Source organism: Kitasatospora sp. NPDC023385 (assembly GCF_055664045.1).
The window spans coordinates 622525-637930 of the sequence record NZ_JBVOOL010000002.1 but is presented as its reverse complement, the minus strand read 5'-3'; the positions used below and the strand labels follow the sequence as shown (position 1 = coordinate 637930).

Sequence of the window (15406 nt, the reverse complement as noted above, 5' to 3'; positions counted from 1 at the left end):
CCTCGAACCTACTCTCCCGCACACCGCGCCCCGCCCCACCGGCCCCACCGCCCACCCCGGGAGGAACGGGGAGCACGGGGAGGCGGGTGGCCGGGAAGGGCGGGCGCTACTTCCTCGCCCCCGCCAGGTCGTCGAACATGGCCGACAGGAACTCGCTGCACCAGCCCAGCAGTTCCCGGCCGACCAGCGGCTTGCCGGGGATCCGCCCGGTGCTCGGCCGCGGCACCAGCAGCTGCTGGGCCGCCGCCTTGACCTGGCTGCGCGGGTAGAGCCGGTTCAGCCGCAGCTGCTGGGACTCCCGCAGCTCCACCGGCCCGAAGCGGACGTTGGCGCCCTGCAGGGTGATGTCCGAGATGCCGCACCGCCGGGCGTACAGCCGCAGCGCCGCGACCATCAGCAGGTTCTCCACCGGCTCGGGCAACTTGCCGTAGCGGTCGACGAGTTCGTCCCGGACCTGCTGGATGTCCGCCTCCGAGTTGACCGCCGCGATCGAACGGTACGCCTGCAGCCGCAGCCGCTCGCCGGGCGCGTAGTCGTGCGGCACGTGGGCGTCGACCGGCAGCTCGATCTTCACGTCCAGCGGCTCCTCCTCCGGCGCCCCGCCGCCCGCCAGCGACTCGCGGAACTCGGCCACCGCCTCGCCGACCATCCGCATGTAGAGGTCGAAGCCGACGCCCGCGATGTGCCCGGACTGCTCGCCGCCGAGCAGGTTGCCCGCCCCGCGGATCTCCAGGTCCTTCATCGCGACGTACATGCCGGCGCCCATCTCGGTGTGCTGGGCGATGGTGGCCAGGCGCTCGTGGGCGGTCTCGGTGAGCGGCCGCTCCGGCGGGTACAGCATGTACGCGTAGCCGCGCTCGCGGCCGCGCCCGACCCGGCCGCGCAGCTGGTGCAGCTGGGAGAGGCCGAAGGTGTCGCCGCGCTCGACGATCAGGGTGTTGGCGTTGGAGATGTCGATGCCGGACTCCACGATCGTGGTCGACACCAGGACGTCGAACTCCTTCTCCCAGAAGTCGACCACGACCTTCTCCAGCTGGTTCTCCCCCATCTGCCCGTGCGCGGTGGCGACCCGCGCCTCGGGCACCAGGTCCTTCAGCCGGGCGGCCGCCTTGTCGATCGACTCCACCCGGTTGTGGATGTAGAACACCTGCCCCTCGCGCAGGAGTTCACGCCGGATCGCGGCCGAGATCTGCTTCTCGTCGTAGGGGCCGACGAAGGTCAGCACCGGGTGCCGCTCCTCCGGCGGGGTGGTGATGGTGGACATCTCGCGGATGCCGGTGACGGCCATCTCCAGGGTGCGCGGGATCGGGGTCGCGGACATGGTGAGCACGTCCACGTTGGCGCGCAGCTTCTTCAGCTGCTCCTTGTGCTCGACGCCGAACCGCTGCTCCTCGTCGACGATGACCAGGCCGAGGTCCTTGAACCTGGTCTCGGCGGAGAACAGCCGGTGGGTGCCGATCACGACGTCCACCGAGCCCTCGAACAGGCCCTCCAGGACGGCCTTGGCCTCGCTGTCGGTCTGGAAGCGGGAGAGCGCCTTCACCGTCACCGGGAAGTTGGCGTACCGCTCGGCGAAGGTCGAGAAGTGCTGCTGCACCAGCAGGGTCGTCGGCACCAGCACCGCCACCTGCTTGCCGTCCTGCACCGCCTTGAACGCGGCCCGCACGGCGATCTCGGTCTTGCCGTAGCCGACGTCGCCGCAGATCAGCCGGTCCATCGGGACGGACTTCTCCATGTCGGACTTGACCTCGGCGATGGTGGTCAGCTGGTCCGGCGTCTCCGCGTACGGGAAGGCGTCCTCCAGCTCGCGCTGCCACGGGGTGTCCGGGCCGAAGGTGTGCCCGGGGGCGGCCATCCGGGCCGAGTACAGCTTGATCAGGTCTGCAGCGATCTCCTTGACCGCCTTCTTGGCCCGCTGCTTGGTCTTCGCCCAGTCGGCGCCGCCGAGCCGGTGCAGCGTCGGGGCCTCGCCGCCGACGTACTTGGTGACCTGGTCGAGCTGGTCGGTCGGCACGAACAGCCGGTCGCCGGGGTGGCCGCGCTTGGCCGGGGCGTACTCCAGCACCAGGTACTCGCGGGTGGCGCCCTGGACGGTGCGCTGCACCATCTCGACGTACCGGCCGACGCCGTGCGCCTCGTGGACGACGTAGTCGCCGGCGGCGAGCGCCAGCGGGTCGATCGCGTTGCGGCGGCGCGACGGCATCCGGCGCATGTCCTTGGTGGAGGACTTCTGGCCGGACAGGTCGGTCTCGGTGATGACCGTGAGCTTCAGGTCCTCGTCCACGAAGCCGTGCTCGATCGAGCCGCAGGAGACGTACACGACGTCCCGGGTGGGCGCCTCGGCGAGGTCGGCGACCAGGCGGGCCGGGATGCCCTCGTTGCCCAGCACCTCGGCGAGCCGGGAGGCCGGCCCGTGCCCCTCGGTCACCATGACGACCCGCCAGTCGGCGGCGAGCCGCTCCTTGGCGTCGGCGATCGCCCGGGCGGTGTCGCCCCGGTAGGCCTCGACGGCGTGCATGCCGAGGGTCAGCGTGTTGGCGTCGAACTCGAGCACGCTGTCGACGGTCGACTCGCTGGTCGCGAACGGGCTGACGGACCACCAGGGCAGCCCGATCTCGGCGGCGTGCTCGCGCACCTCGGCGAGCGAGCGCAGCGAGGCGGCGGAGACGTCGATCGTCTCCAGGTCGATCGGCCGGTCCCCGCCCGTCGCGGCCGCGACCCAGGAGGCGTGCAGGAACTCCTGGCTGGTCGCGACCAGGTCAGCGGCCCGGGTGCGGACCCGCTCGGGGTCGCAGACCACCGCGACCGAGCCGAGCGGCAGCACGTCGAGCAGCAGCTCCATGTCGTCGACCAGCACCGGGGCCAGCGACTCCATGCCCTCGACCGCGATGCCCTCGGCGATCCTGTCCAGGATCTCGGCCAGCCCGGGGTGCTCGACGGACAGCGCGGCGGCCCGCGCCCGCACCTCGTCGGTGAGCAGCAGCTCGCGGCAGGGCGGCGCCCACAGCCCGTGCTCGGCGATCTCCAGCGAGCGCTGGTCGGCGACCTTGAAGTACCGGATCTCCTCGACCTCGTCGCCCCAGAACTCCACCCGCAGCGGGTGCTCCTCGGTCGGCGGGAAGACGTCCAGGATGCCGCCGCGGACGGCGAACTCGCCGCGCTTCTCGACCAGTTCGACGCGCGCGTAGGCGGCCGCGGCGAGCTTGCGGGCCACCTCCTCCAGATCGTGCGACTCACCACGCCGGACGGCCACCGGCTCCAGTTCGGCGAGCCCCTTGACCTGCGGCTGCAGCACCGAGCGGACCGGGGCGACGACCACCTGCACCGGCCCGGTCGTCGGGTCCGCCCCGTTCTCCGGCCGGGAGGCGTCCCCGAGGCTCGGGTGGACGATCCGGCGCAGCACGGCCAGCCGGCGGCCGACGGTGTCCGAGCGGGGCGACAGCCGCTCGTGCGGCAGGGTCTCCCAGGCCGGGAACTCGGCGACGGCGTCGGCGGGCAGCAGCGAGCGCAGCGAGGCGGCCAGGTCCTCGGCCTCCCGGCCGGTCGCGGTGACGGCGAGCACCGGTCGGCCCCGCTCCCCCGCGGCCTGCCCGGCGAGCGCCCGGGCCAGCGCGGCGATGGCGAACGGCCGGGCCGCGGGCGGTCCGACCAGGTCCAGGTGGCGGCGGCCGCCGGCCGCGGCTCCGGTGGCGGTGGCCGCCTCGATCGCCTCGGCGAGCGCCGCGTCCCGCGCGACGACATCGAGCAGTCCGGTCAGACTCATCTGGGGTCTCTTCTTCGTCCCGTGGCTGGTGCTGCCCCCGGGCGTCGAAGGCCCGCCGGGGCAACGCGAACGGCCCGGCGCGCCGAGCGGCCGGGGGTCTCCAGCCTACGCCGCGCCGCGGACCCGCACGCGGCGTACGGCCCCGGCGGGGCCGGGCGGGGACGAACCGGTCGGGCGCCGGCCGGGAGCCGGGCACACGGCGATCCGCCACGAACTGGACATACTCCTGTCACTGGCCGTCCATGGAGATCGCGCACCATGGTGGACGTGCCCGCCGCACCCAACCGTGGGGGATGGCTGTGGCGGCACTGTCGCACCCCCGATGGGGGTCGGAGGTGCGAGGCCGGGCGACCCTGGGTGGGGGCGCCCGCCCAAGCGCCGGGAACCGTGGCGCCCTTTCCTGGAGGGCGCCACGGGTCTCGGCCTACTTCGTTCCCCGCGGGCCTGCCCGCTCCCGGACGTCCGCACCCGTCCGGTCGCACGCAGAGCCGTGCCGGGGCCTGCCGGTCCTCGATGGCCGGCGACGGCCGGGTGCTACCAGCGGGACAGGTTGACGTCGTACATCGTCACCTGGTGCCCCTGGCTGGCGTCGAAGTCGTAGCGGTCCCAGGTGAAGACGGTCCAGGAGCCGAGGCCGCCGCCCAGATAGGTGACGACCTTGTTGTTGCCGGCGTCGATCCGGTCGACGTTGTAGATCCGCACGGCCATCCAGCCGTCGTTCGCGAAGCAGAGCTGGCTGCTGTAGCCGTAGTTGTACACCTTCGCGAAATCGTCCCGGTTTCCGCAGTCGACCCGGTCCACGGCATGGGCCGCGGTGACCGGCAGCAGGGTCGCGGCGGCGGCTGCGAGAAGAATCAGAACACCTGGTCGGCGGGCCTTCGCCTTTCTGTTCCGAAGGCCGGCCAGGAGATTCGTGCGGCGAATCATGTAACCCCTCCCATGGTGGCGGTCGCGACTCCAGAGATTCGCACGGCCGGGCAGCACCGGACAGCTCTTTTCCGGCCAAGCCAGGCCCTGGCGGGCACCCCGAGGGCGAATCCCGAACGCATTCGGAACGAATCCGGAACGAACGGAGACGAACCGCGCTAGGGTCCGAACACGCTTGCCACGCTTGAGGATCGGAGCAGACGCTTGCCACGTCCAGCCCCATCGGGACGATTCGCCGCCACGGCCCTCGCCGCCGTTCTGGCGCTTTTATCCACGGCCTGTTCGAATGGCTCCGGCAGCCGTTCCGCGGAATCCGCCCCGGCACCCCCGGAGATCGGCACGCCGACCGCCCCGGAATCCGGCCGGGGCGGAATGACCGGACTCCCGCTCTCCGCTTATCGGGCCGATGACCGGAGCGCCGTCAAGGAGATTCAGGTACGGAATGCACTGGTCGTCTCCTGCATGCACCGGGCCGGATTCTCCGCGTTCACCGGGGACGGACTCCAGCCCGCGCAGCCGCCGGACGACGCCACCGCGCTGCCGGCCGGCCCCTGGGGGTACCTCGGGGCGCAGGCCGCCGCAACGCTGGGCTTCCACCCCCCGAAGCGGCCGCTCCCCCGGCCGAACACCGCCCCGGCGGGCACCGGCGAGGCCTACGACGCCGCCCGGGTCGACTGCGACCGGCAGGCCGCGGAGCGGCTGGGCTCCCCACCCGCGGCGGGCAGCGACCTGGTCGGCCGACTGTTCGACGAGTCGACGACGGCCACCGCCAAGGACACCCGGGTGGTCACGGCCACCGAGCAGTGGACGGCCTGCATGACCGCCGCCGGCTTCGCGGGCACCACCCCGGACGGGCTGCCGCACACGTACCAGGCCACCCCGGACACCACCCCGGCCGAACTGGCCGCCGCCCGGGCCGACGCGGACTGCACCGCGAGGACCAACCTGGCCGGCGTCTGGTTCGCCGTGCTGGCCGGCTACCAGCGCCGGCTGATCGACCGCAACGCGCAGGCCCTGACCGCCCAACGGGAGGCGGTCAGGGCCCAGGACGCGAAGCTCACCCGCCTGCTCGCGGGCGAGGCCGACGGCTAGCGCCGTACCGGCCGGCGGACGGGCGGCGGCCGGACGCGGGCGGTCAGCGGCGGCGGTAGCTGACGGTGTGGGGGGTCGCGTAGTCGGCGCCGTCGTCCACGATGACGATCTTCGGGACGATCCGGGTCTCCTCCAGCTCGCCCTCGGCTCCGGCTCCGGCTCCGGCCTCGGCCGTGCCGCCGTGAGCAGCGTGGCCGCCGGGCCCGTGGTGACCGCCGACCCCGTCGGCCGCCACCTCGGGCGGCGCGGCCGGCTTCGGCGGGACCGCCGCCGGGGCGACCGGGCCGGTCACCACGGGCCCGGTGGGCGCCTTGGCGGCGCCACCGCCGACCACCGGAGTGCGCGGCACCGCCATCGTCCGCTCCGTGGCCCCGGCCGGAGCCGTGACCTTCGCCGAGGCCTTCCGCAGGTTCGGCACCGGGATCTCGCCGGTGTCCGCCTCCGAGTCGACTGACACCGCGTCGACCGCCTCCGCGTCGACCGGCACCGCGTCGGCGACCGCGTCCGCGGGCGCCGCCTCCGCGGGTGCCGCGTCGGAGTGCTCCGCGTCCGCCAGCGCCGCCGCAGCGGCGATCGCCGCCCCGGGCTCGATCTGGCCGACCCGCGCTCCGGTGAGCGAGGCGAGCGTGGCCTTGATGTGGTCCAGGTGCTGCTGCACCGTGTCCAGCCGGACGTCGAACTCGCGCTGCTCGTGCTCGCTCGCCGCGTTGATCTTCTCGGCCTCCCGGCGGGCCTGCTCGATCAGCTGGTCCGCCTTGGCCTGGGCGTCCGTCTCCAGCTGCTTGATCCGGCCCAGCACGGTCTCCCGGTGCTGCTCGGCCTCCTTGACCCGGCGCTCGGCGGTCGCCGAGACCTCGGCCTCCTCGGCGTCGGCGGCGGCCTGCGCCGCGGCGAAGGTCTCGTCGGCCTTGCGGCGCCGGGTGGCCAGGTCGGCTTCGGCCTGTTCGCCGGCCTCGGCCGCGGCCACCCGCACCTTGGCGGCGTAGGCGGTGGCGGTGTCCCGGGCGGCGCGGCTGTCGCGGTCGGCTTCGGACCGGATGCCCTCGGCCTCGGCGCGGGTGCGCTCCTCGGTGCGGCGGGCGGCCGCGTCGGCCTCGGTACGGGTGGTGGCGGCGTACGCCTTGGCGGCCTGGTCGAGGGCCTGCCCGGCCTCGTACACCTCGTCCCGTAGGTCTTCGGCGAAGCGCTCGGCCTTGTCGCGGACGGCGCGCGCCTCCTTCTCGGCCATCACGGCCAGTCCGGCGGCCTCCTCGCTGAGGACCTGGTAGTCGGGCTCCGGGGCCTCCTCGGCGGCCCGGCGGACGTCGGCCAGTCGGGCCTCCATCTGCCGGATCCCGGCTCCCAGGACGCTCAGCCGTTCCCAGGCCTGGTCGCGCTGTGCGGTGAGCGCCACGAGGGCTCGCTCGACCTGCTCGGGCGCGTAACCGCGCCGGGCCTGGGTGAAGCCGTGCTGGGGGACGGCGTCGCTCATGGGCTCTTCCCCTCGTTTCGCGGGCTGCGGAGCCCATGATCGGACGGAACGGTCGGATCCGGAACCGGTTCGTTCGCCGGGGCCGGATCCGGCCGTTGTGCGGACCTGAAAATGTCGAGGACCGGACGAATAGACCCATCCTCTTGACCTATTTTGCGCAGATCCGGGCGAAACCCCAACGAGGCACAGCCACGGCGGCATGCCGGAGGGGCCGTCCCGGCCACCGGAACGACCCCTCCCCACCTGCGAGGATCCGCGACGGTCCGCTACAGCAGACCGTCCCAGAACTGCTCCAGCAACACGGCCCACCAGGTGTCCGCGTTCTGCAGGGCCGCCGGGTCGATCGCGGCGAGCTGGGCCTGGAAGTCGGTCGTCCAGCGACCGGCCTGGTCCGGGGTCAGCCCGTACCGCAGCCGCCACATCCGGCCCAGCAGGGCCAGCGCGCGGACGAACTCCGGTACACCGCTGTTGACGAACCGGGGCGGCTGGCCGGTTCCATCGACGTCCACCGCGACCACGTTCGCGGTGCCGTACTGGACGCACAGCTGGCGCCCGTAGTCGCTGCCGAGCACCAGGTAGCCGCCGAAGTCCGGACCGCCGGCCAGCCCGCGCTCGGCGGCCAGCTCGGCCAGCGTCGGGATCGGGCGGCCCTCCTGCGCCTGCGCCCAGAAGAACGGCCCGAAGTCGCGCGGCAGCCCGGCCCACATCAGGGACTGGGACACCGGCTCGGGCACGCCCTGCCGGGAGACGGCGCGCTGCTCGTAGCGGAACACGTTCGGCCCGAAGGCGGCGTCGACCTCCTGGGCGAGCTGCTGCGGCGGGAGCTGCGGCAGCGCCTGGACCGTCCCCGGCGCGGGCAGCGGCACCCGGAACGGGCGGACCCGCTGGGCGCCGGAGGCCAGCTGGTGCAGCTCGTCCAGGTGGTCCAGCAGCTCGGCCATCCCGGCCTGCCGGGAGGCGTGGTCGTGGCCGTACGGGGCGGTGTGGGTCAGCCGGACGTTCGGCCAGGACGCGGCGATCATGCGGTTGCAGTAGCCGCCCGGCAGGTCGCAGGACTCCAGCTCGGTGTAGAGCTCCAGCACCTGCTCCGGCGGCACGTTGAGCCGGCGCAGGTCCTGCAGGATCTTCCACTCCGGGTGCGGGGTGCCCGGCTCGCTGCGGTGCAGCAGCTTCTGCTCCGAGCCGTCCGGGCCCCGGTAGCTGAGCGCGGCGAAGTAGCCCGGGCCGACCGCGGGCACCCCGGGGGGCACCGGCGCGGCCACCGGCGGGCCGGTCACCGCTGCCGGGGGGACGACCCCGGCGGCGCCGCCCGCGTTCGGGTAGCCGTAGCCGGCCACCGGCGGGGCGGGGGCCGCCGGACGGCCGGGCGGCGGGACGGCGGGGCCGCCGGACGCCGGGGTGCCCGGGTCCGCCGGTCCGGCCAGCAGCGCCGGGTCGATCGCGCTCGCCAGCTGGGTCGCCTCGTACGCCACCCCGGCCGCGGGCGCGCCGCCGGACGGCGCCGGCTGTGGGGCCGGCGAGCCGCCGCGCAGGCCCGCCGGGGGCGGGGGCGGCGGGGTCGAGCCGCCCGCACGGCCGCCGGGAGCGGCAGCGGGCGCGCCGGAGCCCGACGTGTGCTTCAGCCCGGCGGGCGGGGGCGGCGGCGGGACGGAGCCCGAGTTGCGGCCCGCCCCGGCCGGGGCGGGGGCGGCGGCCGGACCGGACGGGCCACCGCGCAGCCCGGCGGGCGGCGGCGGCGGCGGGGCCGAGCCCGGGCCGCGGCCCGGCCCGCCCTGCGGCGCACCGCTGCCGGGCGTTCCGGCGGTCGGGGTGGCGGGGGCGCCGGGCAGGCCGGCGACGCCGCCGGGCGGGGCGAGCATCGTCGGCGCGTGCTCCACCGGGGCGCCGGGCGGCGTGGCCGGGGCGCCGGGCAGGCCCATCAGCCCGGGCATGGCGTCCGGCGTCGCGAGCAGCGTCGGCGCCGGCTCGACGGCCGGGGCGGGTGCCTGGGCCGGCGGTGCGGTCGGGGGCGGCGCAGTCGGGGGCTGGGCCGCCGGCGGGTGGGCCGCGGACGGCGGGACCGGGGGCATGCCGTACCCGCCGCTCCCCGGCGGCATCAGCATGGTCGCGGCCTCGGCACCGGCCGGCGCGGGCGCGTCGGGCAGGTCCGAGCCGGTGGTCCGCAGGCCGTCGGGCATCAGCACGGTCGCCGCGTCGACACCGGCCGGCGGCGCGACGGGCGCGGTCGGCGCCGGGAAGGGCACCCCGGCCGGCGGCGGGAACGGCGCACCGGCCGGCGGCGGGAACGGCCCGACGGCCTGCGGCGGGGCGACGAACGGCTCGTCGGGGCCGGGCGGCGGGGCGAGCATGGTCGGCGCGTCCCCGGCGGGCCGGTCGGACACCGGCGGCTCGGTCAGCAGGGCGGGCGCGGGCGCCGGAGTCGGAGCGGGCGCCGGAGTCGGAACGGGCACCGGAGTCGGAGCGGGCGCCTCGACCGGAGCCGCCGGAGCCGCCTGCGCGGCGGCCGGCGAACCGGCCCCGCCGGCCGAGCCTGTCCCCAGCCGCTCCGCCTCCGCGGCGAGAGCCGCGGCGCCCGCCTCCTGCAGCCACTGCGGCGGGCTGAGCAGGAAGGAGGTCGCCTCGACCGGCCCGGGCGCGGGCTTGGCCGCCCCGGCCGGGTTGGCCGCGACCGGCCGCCCGTACACCTCCTCGTACTGCCGGACCACCTCGTTGACGGGCAGCGCCGGCCAGAGCGTGCTGGCGCCGGAGTCCCGGGCGATCACCAGCCGGGCCTCGCCCGAGCCGGCCAGGCCCGGACCGCCGAGGCCCGAACCGCTCGAACCCGAGCCGTCCTGGCCGCTGCCCGAGCCCGCCGGCCCGTCCCCGTCGCCGGGCGGCATCGCCCAGCAGACGAAGCCCAGGTCGAACTCCCGGACCCGCACCTCGCGCTGCTGCGCGCGCGGCACCCCGCCGTTGATCCACTCCTCGGCGAGCTCCTGCGCCTGCGCGTACGTCACCACGCCCGGTTCACCCCTGTCCGCATCCTCGTCGTCCCCCGCTCCACCAGCACCACCACCAGCACCACCGCGCGCACCCGCATCAGCCCACCGGGACGGCCCGGGCGAACCCGCCGTCCACCATCAGCTCCGCGACCGTGTCCAGCTCCGGCGGGCTGCCCGCCAGCCTCAGCAGGAAGGCGTCGAAGTCCTCGCCGCAGGGCAGCAGCAGCCGGGCGCAGCGGTCCTCCGGGGCCTCGGGGCCGCCGGAGTCGCGGGCGTCGTCGTACAGGTGGAGCCAGACCGAGCCGGCCCGGTCGCCGCGCACCTTGAGCGCGACGATGCCGCCCTGCGCGTAGGCGATGCCCAGGTAGTCCTTGGTGAGGTGGTCGCGCAGGCACTTGTTGGCGTACACGACGTCCTCGGTGCCGTACTCCTCGGAGAGCGTCAGGAACGGCTGGTCGAGCAGCAGGCCGAGTTCGGTGTCCAGGGCCACCCCGACCGGGGCGCGGCCGCCGCCCAGCTTGAGGAAGGTGCGGTAGGCGCCGGGCAGGCGGTAGCCGAGGCGTTCCTCGGCGCGCTGCACCAGGTCCTCGGTGACGCCGAGCGGGTCGCCGCCGTCCTTGGCCAGCGAGAAGTGGACGGGCCGGCGCTCCTGCAGCGGGCGGGTGCCGCGGCGGGTGTGGTCGGCGGCGGAGGTGGCCAGGCCGCCGTGGTGCCGCAGCAGGGCCTTGACCTCGACCGGGACGAGCTCCATTCGCCGCCAGCCGGGGGCGGCCCGGCCGACCGCGTGGTGCCAGGTCCAGCCGGGCGGGGTGGCGACCGCGGTCTCCAGGTCGGCCCAGAGCGGGTGCCCCTGGGTGTAGAGCGCGACGTTGGCCGAGACGTAGTCGGTCAGCCGCAGTTCGTCCACGCCGAAGCCCGCCGGCGGGTCGGCGACCTCGGCCGCGGCGGCGGCGTACGGACCGAAGTCCGGGTAGCCGTACTCGTCCACGCTGACCCCGGCGGGGTGCCGCTCCGCGCGGACCGGATCCGGGAAGTGCACCACCTGACCTGCGTACGCCGCGTTCGGTGCGGCGGCGACGCCGGGCCGACCTGTCGTCATCTGGGAGCCCCCACTGGCTGCTGCAAATACTCGGTGCTTGCTGGGCACCAGCCTAGGGCCTGTCCTCGGCCACCCGTCTGGGGGAGAACCTGAGAACCCCGCTCGGACCCCGTTCGGACCCCGTTCGGAGAACCCCGAAGCTCACCGCGGACCCCCGCGACTCACCGCCGTCCGCCGAGCGCCCGCCCCAGCGCCTCCGCGACCCGGGTCTGCTGCGCCTCGGTGAGGTGCGGGTGCAGCGGCAGGCTGAGTAGTTCGCGGGCGGCACGCTCGGCGACCGGGAACGTCCCCGTGCGGTGGCCGAGGTGACGGAACGCGGGCTGCAGGTGCACCGGCAGCGGGTAGTGCACCCCGGCGCCGATCCCGGCGGCGTGCAGGGCGGCCAGCACCTCGTCGCGGTCCCGGCCGGGGCCGATCCGCACCGCGTACAGGTGCCAGACGTGCTCGTTGCCGGGCGCGGTGCGCGGCAGGGTGAGCCCGTCCAGGCCGTCCAGCAGCGCGTCGTAGCGGGCGGCGGCGGCCCGGCGGGCGGCGTTCCAGGCGGGCAGCCGGCGCAGTTTGGCGCGCAGGACGACGGCTTGCAGGGCGTCCATCCGGGAGTTGCAGCCGAACCGCTCGTGCCGGTACTTGTCGCGGGCGCCGTGGTCGCCGGTCAGCCGGACGGCGTCGGCGAGGCCGTCGTCGTCGGTGAGCACCGCCCCGGCGTCGCCGTAGGCGCCGAGGTTCTTGCCCGGGTAGAAGCTGGTGGCGGCGATCCGCCCGTACCCGGTGCGCCCGTGCTGCCGGGCGCCCTGGGACTGCGCGGCGTCCTCGACCAGCGGCCGGCCGTCGGCGGCCTCCAGCAGCGGCCCCATCGGGGCGAGTTGGCCGAAGAGGTGGACGGGCAGCAGCGCGACCGCACCGGGCAGTGCGGCGGCGGCCCGCTCCGGGTCCATCAGCAGGTGTGCCGGGTCGGCGTCCACCAGCACCGGGCGCAGGCCGGCCCGCAGCACGGCCTCGGCGGTGGCGACGAAGGTGTTGGCGGGCAGCACCACCCCGCCGCCGGGCGGCAGCTCCAGGGCGCGCAGGGCGAGTTCGAGGGCGTCGGTGCCGTTGGCGGCGCCCACGCAGTGCCGGGCGCCGGTGAAGGCCGCGTACTCCCGCTCGAAGGCGGCCACTTCGGGGCCCTTGACGAAGCCTCCGGAGGCGAGCACCCGGTCGAAGCCGGCCCGGACCTCGGCGGCGACCTCGGCGTGCGCGGCCGCCAGGTCGACCAGCGGGACGTCCGCAACGGGCCGGCCGGCCCCGTCCGCCGCCCCGGCCCCGCCCGGCTGCCCGCCGCTCACCGCGCCCGCACCCCCGCCCGGACCGCCCGGACCGCCCCGCCCACCGGGACGGTGGCACCGCCGAGTTCGAGGCTGAGCGAGGCCGCCTCCAGCAGCTGCAGCACCCGCACCCCGGCCCGGCCGTCGGTGAGCGGGGCCCGGCGCTCGGTGATGGCGGCGGCGAACTCGGCCATCACGTTGCGCAGCGCCTCCTGCTCGACCAGCGCGGGCGCGACCATCTCGCCGACCCGGTAGGAGATCAGCGCCCGGTGCCGGATCGCGTCGGTCAGCTGGTCGGGCGGGGTGAGGTCGACCCCGCGGTCGTGCACCGCGAGCCGGGCCTGCGGGTTGAGGTCGTCCCAGACCAGGGTGCGCCGCGAGCCGCCGATCAGCGTGGTGCGGACCTTCGTCGGGGAGAGCCAGTTGACGTGGCAGTGCGCCAGCGCGCCGTTGCTGAGCCGGACCGTCAGGTACGCGACGCAGGCGCGGCCGGCGCCGATCGGGTCCGCGCCCTGGGCGGACACCCCGACCGGTTCGACGCCGGGCGGCAGCACGAAGTCCAGGATCGACAGGTCGTGCGGGGCGAGGTCCCACAGCACGTCCACGTCCGGCTGCACCAGGCCGAGGTTGATCCGCACCGAGTCGAAGAACTGGACGTCCCCGATCTCCCCGCCGTGCACCAGCTCGCGGATCCGGCGCACCACCGGGGTGTAGCAGAAGGTGTGGTCGCACATCAGCACCAGCCCGCGCCGCTCGGCCAGGTCGACCAGCTCCTCGGCCTCGGCGGCGGAGGTGGTGATCGGCTTCTCCACCAGCACGTGCTTGCCGGCCTCCAGCGCCGCCCGCACCAGCGCGTAGTGCGCGCCGGCCGGCGTGGCCACCGCGACCGCCCCGACCCGCCCGTCCGCCAGCACCCGCCGGTAGCTGTCGGTCGCCCCGACGGTGCTGTACTCCCCCAGTACCGCCCGGGCCTTGGCCTCGTCCAGGTCGCACAGCCAGTGCAGCCGCAGCGCCGGGGTGTGCTGCGCGTTGCGGACCAGTTTGGGGCCCCAGTAGCCGGCCCCGACCACGGCCAGCCCGACCGGGTGCTCCGGCACGGGCCGGGGCGGCTCGCCCGGTGTGGGCACGTGGCCGCCGGGCGCCTGGTTGGCGGCCTGCCCGTGCTCGGCCTGCGGTTGCGACGTCATCGCGCGAGCCCCCTTGCTCAGCGCCGGCGCGGGCGCAGGCCCACCCCGGCGGCCTCAACGTCCTCGGCGGGCACCGGAGTCGGCCCCGCCGGCTGCCCGGTCGGCCGGCCGCGTCCCCTCGGCTCGCTGCCGGAACGGTACCGGCCGGCGCCCCGGCTCGGCGGCGGTTTCGGGAAATCGGCGGACAAGTCGTGACGAGGGGGTGCGCATTCGGCCAGCATCGGGTGACGCCCGCCCGGTGCGCTCCGCGGTCCGTCGCCGCCGCACCCCGGTTGTACGGATGTCGGTGTCGTTTGACAGGCTTGCCCAGGACCGGCCGCGCCACTCCGGCCGACGCCGGGCAACGAGGAGGAGGACGACGGATGACCACCGGTGAGCCGGCGGACCCGCCCGTGCTGCGCCACCACCGCGACAGCCTGCTGCCCGCCGTCGCCGCCGCGCTGTCGCTCAAGGGCGGCGAGGTGCACACCCTGGCGGGTGGCAAGGACGCCCGTCGCCCGGTGCTGCACCACCTGGTCACCGAAGTCCTGAACGGCCTGCCGCCGGAGGCCCGCGAGCGGTTCACCGGCCGCTGCCCGGAGGCCGTCCTGCTGTCCCGGTACCTGACCGCGGTCGACGGCCGGCGCTCCAAGCGCGCCGCCCGCAAGCCGATGACCCTGCACGAGGCCCGCAAGGCGCTCAAGGGCTCCCGGATGACGACCATACGGATCCGCGAGGAGGGCGATCCGGCGCACGGCACCCACGCCCCGCCGTGCCGGTCCTGCGCCCCGATGCTGGAGCACTTCACCGTGCAGAGCGTCGCCGTCGGACCGCCCGCGCACTGACCGGCCGCATGCCGCCCCGGTCCGTCCCCCGTCCCCGAGCCCTGGAGTCCGCCCTGAACCCGCCCAGCCCACCCCCGCCTCCGCCGGCCACCCTGTCCGCCGCCGGGGCCCCCGTCGGCACCGCCGACACCCTCGACACCACCGGCACCGCCGGCGCTGTCGGCGCTGTCGACACGGCCCGCCCCGTCGGCACCGCCGGGCGGGCCCGCCCGCGCCTCCCCGCCGACGTCGCCGCCGAGCTCAAGGCGGCCGGCTGGCACCCGGGCCGCTGGCAGATCCAGCAGGCCGAGGAGTGGGCCGACACCCTGGTCGGGTACGGCGCGCCCACCGGCGTGCGGCACGCGGTGTTCCCGGCGGCGGTGGAGGCCTGGGCGGAGTTCGGCGGCCTGGCCTTCGACCTGTCCGGCCCGGGCCGCCAACTGGCCCGCACCCCGTTCCTGATCGACCCGCTGTGCGGCCTGCACCAGCCGCGCACCCTGCTCGACCTCGGCCGGGCGCTGGGCACGCAGCTGGCCCCGCTCGGCGAGGAGGCGTACGGGCAGGCGCTGCTGGCCGTCGACGAGGAGGGCCGGGTCTACAGCCTGGACCACACCGGCGAGTGGTTCCTCGGCCACGGCATCGACCAGGCGATCTCGGCCCTGGTCCTGGGCACCGCCCCGGAGCGGCTGCGGACCGCGGACGAGTACTGAGCCCCGGCCCCGGCGAGGGCTGACGGCCGACCGCCCGCGGCCCACAGGCTGACGGCCCGCGGGCCGACA

General features: G+C 75.8%; 10 protein-coding genes. 3 read left to right on the top strand and 7 right to left on the bottom strand.

Features of this window, described 5'->3' with window-relative positions:
- Positions 1–106: 106 nt before the first annotated feature.
- Together mfd and AC0B61_RS05840 are read right to left on the bottom strand one after the other, a co-directional pair.
- Positions 107–3763 (bottom strand): transcription-repair coupling factor, encoded by a 3657-nt coding sequence (mfd, locus tag AC0B61_RS05845; RefSeq protein WP_471739354.1) that lies wholly within the window; start codon positions 3761–3763, stop codon positions 107–109.
- Between the two features lie 534 nt (positions 3764–4297).
- Positions 4298–4690, bottom strand: a complete 393-nt coding sequence (locus AC0B61_RS05840; protein WP_471739353.1) for a beta/gamma crystallin domain-containing protein — start codon at positions 4688–4690, stop codon at positions 4298–4300.
- Between the two features lie 372 nt (positions 4691–5062).
- Here AC0B61_RS05840 and AC0B61_RS05835 point away from each other — a divergent pair, with 372 nt between their 5' ends.
- Positions 5063–5782 (top strand): hypothetical protein, encoded by a 720-nt coding sequence (locus tag AC0B61_RS05835; protein WP_471739352.1) that lies wholly within the window; start codon positions 5063–5065, stop codon positions 5780–5782.
- A 43-nt stretch (positions 5783–5825) separates the two neighbouring features.
- On the opposite strand, the gene AC0B61_RS05830 is transcribed toward AC0B61_RS05835, so the two are convergent.
- The 5 genes from AC0B61_RS05830 to AC0B61_RS05810 all read right to left on the bottom strand — a co-directional run bounded on the left by AC0B61_RS05830 (position 5826) and on the right by AC0B61_RS05810 (position 13824).
- Positions 5826–7253, bottom strand: coding sequence for a hypothetical protein (locus AC0B61_RS05830; protein ID WP_471739351.1), 1428 nt, complete (start codon positions 7251–7253; stop codon positions 5826–5828).
- Positions 7254–7519: 266 nt separating this feature from the next.
- Positions 7520–10252, bottom strand: coding sequence for an SUKH-4 family immunity protein (locus AC0B61_RS05825; RefSeq protein WP_471739350.1), 2733 nt, complete (start codon positions 10250–10252; stop codon positions 7520–7522).
- 79 nt (positions 10253–10331) lie between these two features.
- Complete coding sequence (locus AC0B61_RS05820) at positions 10332–11333, bottom strand: SMI1/KNR4 family protein (protein ID WP_471739349.1); 1002 nt, start codon at positions 11331–11333, stop codon at positions 10332–10334.
- A 161-nt stretch (positions 11334–11494) separates the two neighbouring features.
- Complete coding sequence (locus tag AC0B61_RS05815) at positions 11495–12658, bottom strand: DegT/DnrJ/EryC1/StrS family aminotransferase (RefSeq protein WP_471739348.1); 1164 nt, start codon at positions 12656–12658, stop codon at positions 11495–11497.
- The gene (locus tag AC0B61_RS05810) at positions 12655–13824 is read right to left on the bottom strand and encodes a Gfo/Idh/MocA family protein (protein ID WP_471739347.1); all 1170 of its coding nucleotides are present in this window, start codon (positions 13822–13824) and stop codon (positions 12655–12657) included. The genes AC0B61_RS05815 and AC0B61_RS05810 overlap by 4 nt, the downstream gene beginning before the upstream one ends.
- A gap of 362 nt (positions 13825–14186) precedes the next feature.
- On the opposite strand from AC0B61_RS05810, the gene AC0B61_RS05805 reads away from it, so the two are divergent.
- Entirely contained in the window at positions 14187–14648 is a 462-nt protein-coding gene (locus AC0B61_RS05805; RefSeq protein ID WP_471739346.1) for a YwqJ-related putative deaminase, read from the top strand.
- Between the two features lie 8 nt (positions 14649–14656).
- A complete protein-coding gene (locus AC0B61_RS05800) occupies positions 14657–15337 on the top strand; it encodes an SUKH-3 domain-containing protein (RefSeq protein WP_471739345.1) in 681 nt (226 codons plus the stop codon).
- Positions 15338–15406 lie beyond the last annotated feature (69 nt).

Bases quoted from the DNA above. Each gene is read 5' to 3' on its own strand.
- mfd (WP_471739354.1), bottom strand. From the start codon at position 3,763: ATGAGTCTGACCGGACTGCTCGATGTCGTCGCGCGGGACGCGGCGCTC.
- AC0B61_RS05840 (WP_471739353.1), bottom strand. From the start codon at position 4,690: ATGATTCGCCGCACGAATCTCCTGGCCGGCCTTCGGAACAGAAAGGCG.
- AC0B61_RS05835 (WP_471739352.1), top strand. From the start codon at position 5,063: ATGACCGGACTCCCGCTCTCCGCTTATCGGGCCGATGACCGGAGCGCC.
- AC0B61_RS05830 (WP_471739351.1), bottom strand. From the start codon at position 7,253: ATGAGCGACGCCGTCCCCCAGCACGGCTTCACCCAGGCCCGGCGCGGT.
- AC0B61_RS05820 (WP_471739349.1), bottom strand. From the start codon at position 11,333: ATGACGACAGGTCGGCCCGGCGTCGCCGCCGCACCGAACGCGGCGTAC.
- AC0B61_RS05810 (WP_471739347.1), bottom strand. From the start codon at position 13,824: ATGACGTCGCAACCGCAGGCCGAGCACGGGCAGGCCGCCAACCAGGCG.
- AC0B61_RS05805 (WP_471739346.1), top strand. From the start codon at position 14,187: ATGACCACCGGTGAGCCGGCGGACCCGCCCGTGCTGCGCCACCACCGC.
- AC0B61_RS05800 (WP_471739345.1), top strand. From the start codon at position 14,657: ATGCCGCCCCGGTCCGTCCCCCGTCCCCGAGCCCTGGAGTCCGCCCTG.